The organism is Mucilaginibacter sp. UR6-11, assembly GCF_020880695.1.
Taxonomy (GTDB): domain Bacteria; phylum Bacteroidota; class Bacteroidia; order Sphingobacteriales; family Sphingobacteriaceae; genus Mucilaginibacter.
In genome coordinates, this window is record NZ_JAJIWO010000001.1 from 434,800 (window position 1) to 446,832 (window position 12,033).

A 12,033-nucleotide genomic window follows, 5' to 3' on the forward strand; every position below is an offset into this window, starting at 1 on the left:
GCAATTAAAATAATTTTAATAAAAGTCGATTCTTGATAAGAAATGGCTAAGAATAAGCCAACCGAGCTAACAACCTTCTAACCAGATGGCTGATAGGTTGCAAATATTGAAATACAATTAAATAAAAAAGCTGCTGAGGCTAACACGAAGAACTTTGATAGCCTTGGTTATATGTGCCTCGACTGTTTTATGCGAAATATTAAGCGTATCTGAGATCTGCCTTGCGGTAAGGCCCTCTTCGCGGCTAAGTTTAAATACCAGCTGGCATTTATCCGGAAGGGTATGTATGGTAGTTTCTATTTGATTTTTCAGTTCGTCAAAATCAAGCCATTGCTGGGTTGAATGATCGGCAGGATTAGCAAACGTAACGTCATCAATATATAGTGGTTGCTTGTTGCGGCCTGCAATTTTTGTCATCACCTCATACTTTACTACTGATGCAATGTAGGTATGAAAGCTATATTTAAGTTCAATGGTATGTCTGCGTTTCCAAAAATTTATAAATGCGTCCTGAACAACTTCTTCGGCCAAATCATGAGACTGTAATAGTGTATAAGCCTTAACAAGCATCTTATCCCAATACCTGTTATATAATGCGCGGAATGCCTTATTATTGTTCTCCGCAATTAAAGCGACCAGTTTTTCATCAGAAAGCTTCTTGAACAATTCCATTTTTGCTTAAATTAAATAAACCAAGCGTTTTTTTAATCAATATTGTCAAACAATTGGGTTCAACGATATAAATCTAGCAAAAATTGAAGGTAACTTATACCATATTTACGATACAAAGTTATTTTTTATCAAAATTTTATTTTTAAAGATCATTTATTTTGATAAAAATAAAATATTAACAAAAACTATCTGGTTAAATGTATAATTTATAAACATAAAAAACAAAATGAACAAAAATAACAACTAAAAATTTAACATTTTTATTATTATATCTTAACACAACCGCGTTTTTACTTTTAAAATTTCGAAAAAACGCTTACAAACAATAAAGAAATCTTAAAATTCGCCCAGCAGGTGTAAAGTTTTTTCATCTGGCTGGCCATTAAAGAATTTTTGAAGCACAGATTGAAACACCGGGTAGGCATCAGGCAGCGAAGCGAATAAGGTCATAGATGATTTTAGCTTCAAATCATCAGGGCTGCCAAATATTTCGTACGCATCATCACTTTGGAGCTTAAGCAGTTCGGTACAGATCTCAATCAGCCGTTGCCCCAATACCGAATCTTTGATGTAAGCTTCGGCCTCGTCAATGTCTTTGATTGCGTAATATTTAGCCGTATCGCTATGGCCTAGCCCCTGTAGCTGTGGAAAGATGTACCACATCCAATGGCTGCGCTTGCGGCCATTTTTAATTTCATTAAGAGCGGCAGCATAGTCCGTTTCCTGCGCATTAATAAATCTTTGTAAATTACTCATACCCGTTAGCCACAATAAACCTGCCATTTCATCTTAAAAGTAATAAAAATGATGATGCAATCCTGCGTGGTATTTTGCAATGCAACACCTTTATTCGTTGTCTGCTGCCACCAATAATACAGCATCAGCGACGACGGCCCCATCAGCGCCCTGGTTGGATATTTGCACATAAGCCCTGGTACCTGCAGAAAACCGACTGATGCCCATTGATACCCACTCGCCCGATGTCTGGCCAACAACCTGTACATCATTTTTGTTAATGCTTTTATTAATCGTGTTTTGTCCGTCAAAGATCTGTACCGGCGTAATGGTGGCACTATGGGGTACTTTAGGGACATATACATATACCTGATATTTACCGGCTTTTTTTATCTGCGGCATAAATTTAATTCCGGCCGGCGTTTTTGTCGTATCCAGCAAAAACGATGGGCCGTAGCCGCCATTGGTTTCGCGTTTCCACCCGCCGGTTTTGATTATATGATCGGTATCGTCATTGTCGACCAATATCTCAGGAGTGCTGTGGTCAACCAAAGGATTATCGGTTAACCCGGCTTGCAGCTGTTTGATATCTATTTGCTGTACACCCACTTTTTTGTCAATAGCCTGGCAAGCTGCAGCTGCCGCCGACTGCGCCAATACCATAAACACAGGCTCCATCCGTATAGAACCATAAGCCATGTGGCTGGCCGATAAACAAACCGGAACTAATAAATTATTACACTCCATGCTTTTTGGCGTAATGGAGCGATATGCTATCGGATAAGGGCTAATACCGCGCAATTGCACATCACCTTCATTCTTTACCATACCGTTCAAGACTACCCGCTCGGCGTTGTGGCTATCCATGTTATAAGCGCCCATACCTACCCCGTCATCAACCACTTCTTTGCGCAGGCAGTTGGCTTCGGTCATTACATAGACGCCCAACATGCGCCTGGCTTCGCGCACATACATTTGCAGGGTAAAATTGCCGTTATTAGTGTATTCATCCTTCGGATAGCCCCATTTCAGCATCTGGTTGCGCAGGTGCTCGGGCATGCGCGGGTCGTGACCGATAAAGTAAAGGAAACCTTTGGTATAAACCTCATGCGCTTTGGTTATGGCCGCGCGGGTGGCATAATCGCCATCGGGATAGGCATAATTCATCCCGATCATATCTGTTGAAAATGGTCCGTTATTATTAATATCCGTTTTATGACCAGGCATCATATCCAGCTTTAAAAACGCACCCAAATCTTTTGCCGGTTTCTTTTCCAGGAACCTTAACAGCAATTCGTAATGGGTAGAATCATAACCCAGCGGTTTGGTGATTTCAACAAGATTAGCCGGATCATTAGTTAAACATAGCCTGAAATTATACGATTGAATTTTTTTATCACCACTGCCAATTGATGCTAGCGTTTCTTTACTAATCCCCCAAAGCAACCCGCTGCCGGGCCTGCCTGGAATTTTGTAAGGGTCTATGCCATCCGGAAACTGGTGCTGTGTTTTTAATTGCACGCCATTGACGGTTTCATTGTAAACCGAGTTTGCTTCGCGACCGGTAGTATAACTTACTCCGGCTTTAGCCATCAGATCGCCCTCGTAGGTACAATCAATAAATTGGGCCGCTTTTATAACTATGGTTTTTAAGGAAGGGTTTAAAGAATTTTCCAGTTCTATAGCTGTAATATGATTGCCGGATTTGGTTATCCTTTTGAGCCTGTTGTTATAAACAACCTTAAAATTGCCCCGCTTTACATAATCCAGAAAAATGGCTTCGGCCACTTTTGGCTCAAAGGTCCATTGTTCAAACCTTCCATAATGCTGGCCTATCCGGCGATAGAAATCACGGGCCAGGCCCGTAACCACATACTTATTGCCTATATCAGTAAAACCTAACCCGCCCGAAGACAACCCTCCCAAACGGTTACCCGGCTCAATCAACACCACACTTTTGCCTATTTTAGCAGCGGTATAGGCAGCTATTACCCCTGCTGAGGTACCGCCGTAAACGCAAACGTCAATCCCCGTTTTGGTTGGTGATTGCGCGTAGCCTACACTAAACTGTGCTATAAACGCAATATAGAAAAGGAGGGCTCTGTACATTTCTCTATTTTGAGTTTAACAGGTAATGCCGGATAATTTTATTCAATCACCCTATCCAAATGTGTATATCCGCCGTCTACATGTATCAGTTGACCGGTTGTATGGCTTGACACTTCTGAAAGTAGGAAGACTACCATGTTAGCTATCTCGGCGGCCGTAGTCATACGTTTTCCTAACGGGATATTTTTTACGATATCTTTAAGTTTCTGTTCGGGGTTTGGTAACGTTTTAATGTACATTTCATACAGGGGTGTCCAGCACTCGGCCACTATAACGGCGTTTACTCTTATCCCATAAGGCAACAATTCTACAGCCCACTCGCGTGTCAACGCGTTACGGCCACCATTTGCGGCAGCATAAGCAGATGTATTGCCCTGTCCCGTATCCGCTACTTTTGAACCAATGTTTACAATATTACCTTTTGATTTTTTTAACTCGGGCAGCGCATATTTAGCCATCAGATAATAATGTACCACGTTGCGGTGCAGGCTACGCATAAAATCATCGTAATTGCCTTTTTCAAGTCCTATACTGTCGTTAACACCGGCATTGTTTATCAGGCCCTCAATACGGCCGTATCTGGCTATAACAGCATCAACCGCTTTTTCGCAGTCATCAGGATTGGTCAATTCCGCAACTACCTGGAACACTTCAAAGCCCTGTGCTTTCAAATCATCGGCCACTTTTAAGTTATCTTCTTCTTTACGGCCAATGATTACGGGGATAGCTCCCTCTTTTGCTAATAACCTAACGATACCCTCGCCAATGCCTTTTGCACCGCCGGTTACTATTACTACTTTATTTTTTAACTGCAGATCCATCTTTGTTTATAATTTAGTTTAAAGACCATAAAATTCAATCGCATTACCACTCCAAAACTTTTCCTGTTCTGTCACCGACAGCTTATCAACATAAGCCTCGGCTATCTCCAGTGTTTGCTGGTAAGTAGCAGCTACCCGGCAAACTGGCCAGTCTGATCCGTACATTACCCTGCCGGCGCCAAAAGCTTCAAATACCACGTCTATATATGGCGTAAAATCTTCAGGTTTCCAGGCCCGCCAGTCGGCCTCGGTTACCATTCCTGATAACTTGCAGCTAACGTTTTTATTTTGCGCGATAGCTTTCATATCAATTGCCCATTTCGTGATCCCGCCATCCTTTATTTCCGGTTTAGCCAAATGATCTATTACAAAAGGCTGGTCGGGGAACGCTGCTGCAAATTCAGCAGCATACGCCAGTTGATCCGTATAAATTAAAATATCATAAGTATAGCCAAACTGTTTTAGTTTACTTATCCCTCTTTTAAAATCAGCATTGAGCATATACGCCCTGTCCGGTTCGCCCTGCAAAACATGACGAAACCCTTTTAACTTTTTAAATTGCTGATAATAAGCCAATCTTTCCGCAACGTTTGCTGCCTTCAGATCAACCCAACCAACTACTCCTTTTATAAAATCATGTTTCGCGGCATGATCCAGCAATATCTTGTTTTCTTCTTCAGTTTGATCTGCCTGAACAGAAACACATCCGTTAAAGCCATATTCTTTTAATATCGGTTCCAGGTCACTGGGTAAAAAATTCTTCCTGATGATTTCCATATCCTCATTGATCCAGGAATATTTTACCGGGTCGTAGTTCCAAAAATGTTGATGTGAATCAATCCTTTGCATAGGCTTTTAATACTTGCTTTGATTCGCCCAACCCATCAATACCCAGTTCCATTATGTCGCCTTCTTTTAAATAGACAGGTGGATTAAAGCCCAAACCAACGCCTGCGGGTGTACCTGTTGATATAATATCGCCCGGTAGCAGCGTCATGAATTTGCTTACATAAGCAATTACAAAGGGCACGCTAAATATAAAGTTTGAGGTATTGCCATCCTGCATGGTTTTGCCGTTCACCTTTAGCCAAAGCCGTAGATTATTGATATCACCCAACTCATCAGGTGTTGCCATAAAAGGGCCAACCGGCGCAAAAGTATCGCAACCCTTACCTTTGTCCCAGGTACCTCCGCGCTCTATCTGGAACTCGCGCTCAGATACGTCATTATGCAAGGCGTAGCCTGCAATGTAATCCAACGCGTCCGCTTCAGCTACATAACTTGCTTTTTTGCCGATGATCACAGCCAGCTCCACTTCCCAGTCGGTTTTAACTGAGTCTTTTGGAATAACCACATCATCATTAGGGCCAACCAACGCGGTAGTTGATTTCATAAACAATACCGGCTCGGCAGGTGGCGTAGCACCGGTTTCTTTGGCATGATCAGCGTAATTTAAACCAATACAAAGAATCTTTGACGGACGTGCAACAGGGCTGCCTAATCGTTCGCCATCAGCAACTTTGGGTAATTTACCATCATTATCGGCCAGAAATTTTTTAAGCCTTGCTAATCCATCCGTCTCAAAAAAGCTCTCGTTATAATCTTCGCCGAAAGCTGATGTATCGTATTTGGTATCGTTAATTATTACACCTGTTTTTTCTTTACCCGGGTTTCCCCATCTTATTAATTTCATTGTAGTATGTTTAGCCCCCTCTGCTTTTAAAAAAAGAGCGGTTTCGATGCAAGGTTAATGTTTATTTAAGTTTATTTATTTCGTTTGTTAAGCCTGGCTTTGATAGGCTAATTATTCAATTTAACAAATCCGCCATCAAGCAAATAATCGCAACCGGTTACAAATCCGGCTTCGTCGCTGCATAAATAAAGCGCTAGCGAGGCTACTTCGACCGGTTTGCCCATCCGACCGATGGGCTGGCTTTTTGATAATTTTTCAAATACCTCGGCTTCCTGCCCGGCATAATTTTTAGCGATAAAGCCATCAACAAACGGCGTATGCACCCGTGCCGGGGAGATGCTGTTACAACGGATATTGTCAGCCATATAATCGCGTGCCACAGATAGGGTCATGGCAGATACCGCGCCTTTGCTCATTGAATAGGCAAACCTGCTGGTAATACCTACTATCGCTGCTATAGACGCCATGTTTAAAATAACACCACCGCCCTTACTTTTCATTAATGGTATAGCAGCAAATAATGAATTATAAACGCCTTTTACATTTACGTTAAAGATTCGCGCAAAGTCTTCTTCACTGGTGGTAGTAGCCTCGCCGATATGCGCTATGCCGGCGTTGTTAACCAGGATATCGATCACTCCTATTTTGTTATAGATCGCAACTATTTGCTGCTGATCACTTACGTTGCACCCATGTGCCACGGCCGATCCGCCTTCGTTCAGTATCTCTTCAACGGTATCTTTGGCGGCATGGGCATTTAATTCAATAATATGAACATTTGCACCCTGCTTTGCAAAAAGCACAGCTATTGCCTTGCCTATGCCACTGCCGCCACCTGTTATTACCGCTGATTTTCCTTTTAAACTGAACATTATACTATTTTACAGACTAAAAATTTTATTCATTAATACCCATTTCTCGCCAGGTTTGGCGCCTGGCAGGGCCTGCTGGTATTTCCACATCAGGTCTTCCCACTCCTGCACGTTTGGATTAGCTGCGTCGGCAACTCCTTTTTTATCAAAGCTAAAACTGCTGTCGGTCTCCATTATCATAAACAGCCGGTTGAAGCATCTGTATATTTCCAAGCCGGTAATACCGCTGCCGGTAATGCTATCGTGGATCTCGGGCCATATCGACTCGTGATACTTCTCGTATTCCGCTATCAGTTGCTGGTCGTCTTTCAGATCAAGCGCTAAACAATACCTGGCCATTTTTATATTACGTGTTTAACTATTTTATGTCCTTTTAAACCAAAATACAGAATAAACAAAAAGCATATTAAAGGTATAATGTACGCTAACTGGATACTCCCCGTCCTGTCAGAGATCTGTCCCATGAACCATGGCGCCACACCACCGCCAATAATTGACATTACCAGGAAAGATGAGGCAATTTTGGTTTCTTCGCCCAGGCCTTTTATACCTAGCGCAAATATAGTTGGGAACATAATAGACATAAAAAAAGGCACGCCCATTAAGGCATATAAAGCAACATGGCCGGTTGTTATTAACGCTACCCCTAACAGCAATATATTTATAGCTGCGTAAAGGCTTAATAGCTTGGCGGGCTCAACATATTTCATGATAAACGTGCCCGCGAAACGGCCCACCATGAAGCCACCCATGGCAATAAAACCAAATAAAAACGCGGCATCTTTCTCGCCAATTTGAGCTACAAATTTAGCATAGCGGATAAAGAAACTACCTACGCACACTTGCGCGCCAACATAGCAAAACTCGGCTATAACGGCCCATTTTAAGTGTCTGTTTTTAAATACTTTGATGGAAAAATCAACTCCCGGCGAATGGCTTTCAACTGCATCGTCGTCCTCTTTAACCGCTGGGATACGGGTAAAAATAAAAAGCAGGATCAATACAATAACTACAATTCCAATAACCATATAAGGTAATTTTACCGTGTCACCTTCTGATTGCAGGTAGGCCGCCAATTGTGCCGCTGACATACTTTTTAATTCGGCGGGTGTATGCTCAATTCCCGACAGGATCAATTGCCCGCCGATAACGGGGGCTAACAATGCGCCCAAGCCATTAAAAGACTGTGCAAAATTTAACCGCTGGGTAGCAGTTTCCTTATCGCCCAAAATGGATACATATGGATTAGCAACTGTTTCTAAAAATGTAGCCCCGCTGGCGCTTATAAATATCGCAACTAAAAAGAAAGTATAGCTCTGCGCGTTGGCAGCAGGAATAAACAGGAACGCACCCGTAGCAAAAAGAATCAAACCTAATATAATGCCCTTTTTATAGCTGTATTTATGCACAAATAAACCTGCAGGTATAGCTATTACAAAATAGGCGGTATAAACAGCCACATCAATATAGGATGATTGTGTATCGGTTAACTCCAGCGCTTTTTTTAAATGCGGTATAAGGACAGAATTAATGTTATGCAAAAACGCCCACAGAAAAAATAACGAAGTAACCAAAATTAATGGAAACAGGTATTTATTTTTCGACATAATTTAGTATAGTTGGTTTATAATTGGTTAAAGCAAAGAAAGCATATTACGGTATATAAAATGGTATTTTATGGTTAAAATATTATACGATTTTGGCATATTTAGGGGCATCACTTGTCCTAACATGCCAATTCACGATTAAAACTCAACTATGGTTGCCGATTTTAACTTTAAAATTGAAGTATTTTTGAATAAATCTTATTATTGCCCTACCGCTATAAAAAAGCAGTTTTTTTGATTAATTTTAATTTCCTTTTTAATCTAAATGTATAAACCAGCTACCATAAAAGATATTGCACTTGCGCTAAATCTTTCGCCGTCCACTGTATCAAGAGCGTTGCGCGATGGCTACGAAATTAGTGAGGAAACAAAAAAGATAGTTGTGGCTTATGCCAAAAAGATTAACTACCGATCAAATCCCATAGCATTAAGCCTTAAAAATAAGCGCAGCTACTCAATAGGGATTGTTGTGCCGAAATTAGCCAACAGTTTTTTTTCGCAGGCGATAGCCGGTATAGAATCCATTGCTTATGAGAGGGGTTATCATACCATTATCACGCAAACGCATGATTTATCAGAACGAGAGCTAATCAATGTCAACCACCTGGCGCAACGTTCGGTTGATGGCCTGTTGATCTCGATGTCCGCCGGGACCTCTGATTACAGCTTTTTAAAAACACTGCATGAAGATGGATTGCCTATTGTTTTTTTTGATCGTATAATTAATGAGATAGAAACCTTTAAAGTAACATCTGATAATTTTACCGGGGCATATAATGCTACCGAATCATTGATTAAAGCAGGCCGTAAAAAAATAGCGCTCTTAGCAAACGCGGCACAGTTGTCCATCACTAATGAACGGTTAGCGGGTTACATGAAGGCCCTGGCTGACTATCATATCCCTTTCAGGACCGAACTGATACGCAATTGTAATAAAGGAGGTAACGATTACCAGGAAGTGGAAGATGCGGTTAAAGAACTACTGGCGATGCCCAATAAACCTGATGCGATCTTTATCAGCAGCGACCGCATCAGTATCTCATGTGTCAGGGCACTGAAAAACCTCAATTTCGACCCTGCAGAAATAGCAATAGCGGGTTTCTCCAACTCGGACGTAGTTGATCTTTTACAGCCCCCGATATCCTATGTTAAACAAAAATCTTTTGAAATGGGACAGATAGCCGTTGAGATGCTGTTAAGGCTGATAGAAAGTAAGTATCCAATTACCGAGTTTGAAACAAAGGTATTAGATACAGAACTTTACCTGATCAAGTGACCATTTTCGTAAGCGTTATTTTTTGCTGTGCGTTAGTTAATTAGTGGTTATGACCAATGTTTTTCCTTTTTTCAGATCGGCATCTTCAACAAAATAATCATTGATCTTTTTATCATCAATTGTAATGCTGGTTATTTTCTTGCCATGGTTTTTCCGGAGGATAGTCGCGGTCCGGTCGCCCAGGTTCAGAGTTATTTTAGCAAATAGCGGTACAGAGACGATATATTTAGGGTCAGCCGGCGAGAAGGTATAAATACCCATCGCGTTAAATACAAACCACGACGACATTTCACCAGCGTCATCCATGCCTGCGTAGGCCAGCTTATCCTTGCCCATGTCGTAATAATGGTTCATGATGCTGTCCAATATTACCTGCGCCTTTTGCTGTTTGCCAACAAAATAGTAGTAATATGGCGTGCTATGGTCAGGTTGGTTTCCCTGGCAATACTGGCCAATAAAGCCCGACATATTATCGGCCTCTAAACCGTTGTAAGGCGTACCAAACATATCGTCCAATTTCTTCTCGGCAGCTGCCTTATTGGGGAACAACGAGATCAATCCCTGAGGATCCTGCGGAGCGAAAAAAGTTGACTGCCATGCGTTTGCTTCGCGATACATGTATTCGTAATAAACATAGTTGGGATCAAAGTTCTTCACCCAGCTGCCATCAGCAAGCCTGCCCTCCATAAATCCCGTTTGCGGATTAAACACATTTTTATAATTGCCGGTTCGTTTCATCAGCATGGTATAATTCTGGGTATCGCCCAGTTTTTTAGCCAGTTGCGCAACCGCATAATCGTCATATGCATACTCTAAAGTTTTGGTAACTGCTGCTTTCCTGACCGTATTAACAACGGGATGCTCCACTTCGGCCTCAGCTATATAACCTTTGGTATTATACTCATCAACATATTTACGGGTGCCCTCAACGGTTGCATTTTTTAACATTAAGGCATAAGCGCCTTTCACATCGTAGTCTTTTAGCCCGCGCAGGTATGATCCGGTTACGATGGCTGAGGCATGGTCGCCGTGAAAAAAGGTCGGCATAAAGCCTGCTATTTTACCTTTATCCACCAATGACTGGATTACATCATTCATTACTTTAGGCGACAATAACCCTAAAAGCACATCTTTATTACGATAGTCGTCCCATATGGATGGCTCGGTATAATAGTTAAACCCTTTGTTAACTACGTTGCCGGCCATATCAGTAAAATCACCGTTGACGTCGCTGCGCAGCGCCGGCCATAAAAACGAGCGGTATAAGCAAGAGTAGAACAAACCTTTCTGACGATCTGTACCGCCTGTAACCTGAATTTTACCCAGCAGATTGTTCCAGGTTTGAGTTGCTTCCTGCCTTACCTGCGCGAAACTTTTGCCCAGCATTTCTTTCTCTAAATTCTCTTTGGCGTTTTTTACACTTACGTAGGAAAACCCTATCCGCAATTCAAGCGGACCGGGACCATCAGCAAAGCTTACTACCGGTGTTTTTTTGGGCCCCGGAGGGGCCAGGTTTTTTGCACGTGCGCCGGCCGGCCGGCCCATAGGATTGGTTGCAGAATTTAAAGTATCAATCCTCAAAATCTTATGACTGGTTACCGCGTAGAAATACATCTTTTCGCCACCTTGCTGAAAACCCGTTAACACGTTATCACCTGTTTTCTCAATATCCCAGGACCGTATTCTTTCATTAGCCATTGACAGATCAGCAATTAATTTTTTATCGGCGCCCGGCTTAAAAGTGTATTTATGAAAAGCGCAACGCAGTGTTGACGTTAGTTCGGCGTTAACGCCGTATCGCGGCAAATAAACCTGGTAATATCCCGGATGCGCCGTTTCATTTTTATGGCTGAAAGCCGATTTATAATCGTCTGCAGTAAAATTACTGCCGGTTGCAGGCATTAACGGAATGTTGGCCAGGTTCCAGTGACCTTTGCTCGTATGAGCAAAACCATAGATAACGGTATCCTCATACTGGTAACCAGAGCCGCTGTGAAACTGGCTTACCGGCGTTAACTGCACCATAGCATTTGGCAGCGACGACCCTGGAAACACTTCGGCGCCCCAGCTTCGGTGTGTTGGCACAAAGCCCAGGTCCTTAGGATCCCACAGGGTAGCGGTGCCTAACAACGGGTTAACATAGGCTGTTGGTGATTTTTGCGTAGCCGTGATTTGGGCCTGTACATAGCTTCCAACAATCAGCAGCATGGCGGCTAAAGCAATTAGTTTTTTCATAGCGTTATTTATT

The 12,033-nt window shown here is 42.3% G+C and carries 11 protein-coding genes; 1 reads left to right on the forward strand and 10 read right to left on the reverse strand.

What is annotated here, in order from left to right; genetic code table 11:
• Positions 1–117 precede the first annotated feature (117 nt).
• The 9 genes from LJ658_RS02045 to fucP all read right to left on the reverse strand — a co-directional run bounded on the left by LJ658_RS02045 (position 118) and on the right by fucP (position 8,509).
• The gene (locus LJ658_RS02045) at positions 118–672 is read right to left on the reverse strand and encodes an RNA polymerase sigma-70 factor (RefSeq protein ID WP_230544790.1); all 555 of its coding nucleotides are present in this window, start codon (positions 670–672) and stop codon (positions 118–120) included.
• A 336-nt stretch (positions 673–1,008) separates the two neighbouring features.
• Positions 1,009–1,455 carry a DUF1810 domain-containing protein gene (locus tag LJ658_RS02050; RefSeq protein ID WP_230544791.1) on the reverse strand — a complete coding sequence of 149 codons (447 nt, stop codon included), beginning with the start codon at positions 1,453–1,455 and terminating at the stop codon, positions 1,009–1,011.
• A gap of 63 nt (positions 1,456–1,518) precedes the next feature.
• The gene (locus tag LJ658_RS02055) at positions 1,519–3,516 is read right to left on the reverse strand and encodes an FAD-dependent oxidoreductase (protein ID WP_230544792.1); all 1,998 of its coding nucleotides are present in this window, start codon (positions 3,514–3,516) and stop codon (positions 1,519–1,521) included.
• 38 nt (positions 3,517–3,554) lie between these two features.
• A complete protein-coding gene (locus tag LJ658_RS02060; protein WP_230544793.1) occupies positions 3,555–4,337 on the reverse strand; it encodes an SDR family oxidoreductase in 783 nt (260 codons plus the stop codon).
• An 18-nt stretch (positions 4,338–4,355) separates the two neighbouring features.
• On the reverse strand, positions 4,356–5,186 hold the full coding sequence (locus tag LJ658_RS02065; protein WP_230544794.1) for an amidohydrolase: 831 nt from the start codon (positions 5,184–5,186) through the stop codon (positions 4,356–4,358).
• Positions 5,173–6,030, reverse strand: a complete 858-nt coding sequence (locus tag LJ658_RS02070) for a fumarylacetoacetate hydrolase family protein (protein WP_230544795.1) — start codon at positions 6,028–6,030, stop codon at positions 5,173–5,175. The genes LJ658_RS02065 and LJ658_RS02070 overlap by 14 nt, the downstream gene beginning before the upstream one ends.
• A gap of 107 nt (positions 6,031–6,137) precedes the next feature.
• On the reverse strand, positions 6,138–6,902 hold the full coding sequence (locus tag LJ658_RS02075; RefSeq protein ID WP_230544796.1) for an SDR family NAD(P)-dependent oxidoreductase: 765 nt from the start codon (positions 6,900–6,902) through the stop codon (positions 6,138–6,140).
• A gap of 9 nt (positions 6,903–6,911) precedes the next feature.
• The gene (locus LJ658_RS02080; RefSeq protein WP_230544797.1) at positions 6,912–7,241 is read right to left on the reverse strand and encodes an L-rhamnose mutarotase; all 330 of its coding nucleotides are present in this window, start codon (positions 7,239–7,241) and stop codon (positions 6,912–6,914) included.
• Between the two features lie 2 nt (positions 7,242–7,243).
• Positions 7,244–8,509 (reverse strand): L-fucose:H+ symporter permease, encoded by a 1,266-nt coding sequence (fucP, locus tag LJ658_RS02085; protein ID WP_230544798.1) that lies wholly within the window; start codon positions 8,507–8,509, stop codon positions 7,244–7,246.
• Positions 8,510–8,774: 265 nt separating this feature from the next.
• Here fucP and LJ658_RS02090 point away from each other — a divergent pair, with 265 nt between their 5' ends.
• Positions 8,775–9,785, forward strand: coding sequence for a LacI family DNA-binding transcriptional regulator (locus LJ658_RS02090; RefSeq protein WP_230544799.1), 1,011 nt, complete (start codon positions 8,775–8,777; stop codon positions 9,783–9,785).
• 36 nt (positions 9,786–9,821) lie between these two features.
• Here the strand turns inward: LJ658_RS02090 and LJ658_RS02095 are convergent, their stop codons facing one another.
• Complete coding sequence (locus LJ658_RS02095; protein ID WP_230544800.1) at positions 9,822–12,020, reverse strand: GH92 family glycosyl hydrolase; 2,199 nt, start codon at positions 12,018–12,020, stop codon at positions 9,822–9,824.
• Positions 12,021–12,033: the final 13 nt, after the last annotated feature.

What these genes read in the sequence shown, in the direction of transcription:
- LJ658_RS02045 (WP_230544790.1), bottom strand. Translation starts at nt 672, where the DNA reads ATGGAATTGTTCAAGAAGCTTTCTGATGAAAAACTGGTCGCTTTAATT.
- LJ658_RS02050 (WP_230544791.1), bottom strand. Translation starts at nt 1,455, where the DNA reads ATGGCAGGTTTATTGTGGCTAACGGGTATGAGTAATTTACAAAGATTT.
- LJ658_RS02055 (WP_230544792.1), bottom strand. Translation starts at nt 3,516, where the DNA reads ATGTACAGAGCCCTCCTTTTCTATATTGCGTTTATAGCACAGTTTAGT.
- LJ658_RS02060 (WP_230544793.1), bottom strand. Translation starts at nt 4,337, where the DNA reads ATGGATCTGCAGTTAAAAAATAAAGTAGTAATAGTAACCGGCGGTGCA.
- LJ658_RS02065 (WP_230544794.1), bottom strand. Translation starts at nt 5,186, where the DNA reads ATGCAAAGGATTGATTCACATCAACATTTTTGGAACTACGACCCGGTA.
- LJ658_RS02070 (WP_230544795.1), bottom strand. Translation starts at nt 6,030, where the DNA reads ATGAAATTAATAAGATGGGGAAACCCGGGTAAAGAAAAAACAGGTGTA.
- LJ658_RS02075 (WP_230544796.1), bottom strand. Translation starts at nt 6,902, where the DNA reads ATGTTCAGTTTAAAAGGAAAATCAGCGGTAATAACAGGTGGCGGCAGT.
- LJ658_RS02080 (WP_230544797.1), bottom strand. Translation starts at nt 7,241, where the DNA reads ATGGCCAGGTATTGTTTAGCGCTTGATCTGAAAGACGACCAGCAACTG.
- fucP (WP_230544798.1), bottom strand. Translation starts at nt 8,509, where the DNA reads ATGTCGAAAAATAAATACCTGTTTCCATTAATTTTGGTTACTTCGTTA.
- LJ658_RS02090 (WP_230544799.1), top strand. Translation starts at nt 8,775, where the DNA reads ATGTATAAACCAGCTACCATAAAAGATATTGCACTTGCGCTAAATCTT.
- LJ658_RS02095 (WP_230544800.1), bottom strand. Translation starts at nt 12,020, where the DNA reads ATGAAAAAACTAATTGCTTTAGCCGCCATGCTGCTGATTGTTGGAAGC.